This window comes from Caballeronia sp. dw_276 (assembly GCF_018449635.1).
Lineage (GTDB): Bacteria > Pseudomonadota > Gammaproteobacteria > Burkholderiales > Burkholderiaceae > Caballeronia.
On the sequence record NZ_JAAVUV010000077.1, the window covers coordinates 1 to 338 of the forward strand.

Annotated in this window: 1 protein-coding gene; it reads left to right on the plus strand. The window is 68.0% G+C overall.

Annotated features, from left to right (window positions below; all coding sequences use genetic code 11):
* Positions 1–338 (plus strand): AMP-binding protein (locus HB633_RS30690; protein WP_213781873.1); only part of this gene is annotated, 338 nt, incomplete at both ends.

Sequence of the window (338 nt, forward strand, 5' to 3'; positions counted from 1 at the left end):
TCGAATACGACACCGACCTGTTCGACCGGGAGACGGTCGAGCGCATGGCGGGGCATTTCACGAGACTGCTGGAGTCGGCGATGGCGCAGCCGGATGCGCCCATCGGGGAACTGTCGATGCTGGCGAACGACGAGCGCGAGCAACTGCTGCTCGGGTGGAACGACACGGTCGCGCCGTATGCGTCGGCGCAGACACTGCCGGGGTTGTTCGAGGCGCAGGTTCTGCGCACACCGGATGCGATCGCGGTGGTGGACGAACACGAGGCGGTGAGCTACGCGGAGCTGAACGCGCGGGCGAACCGGCTGGGCCATTACCTGCGCGAGCGCGGGGTCGGTCCG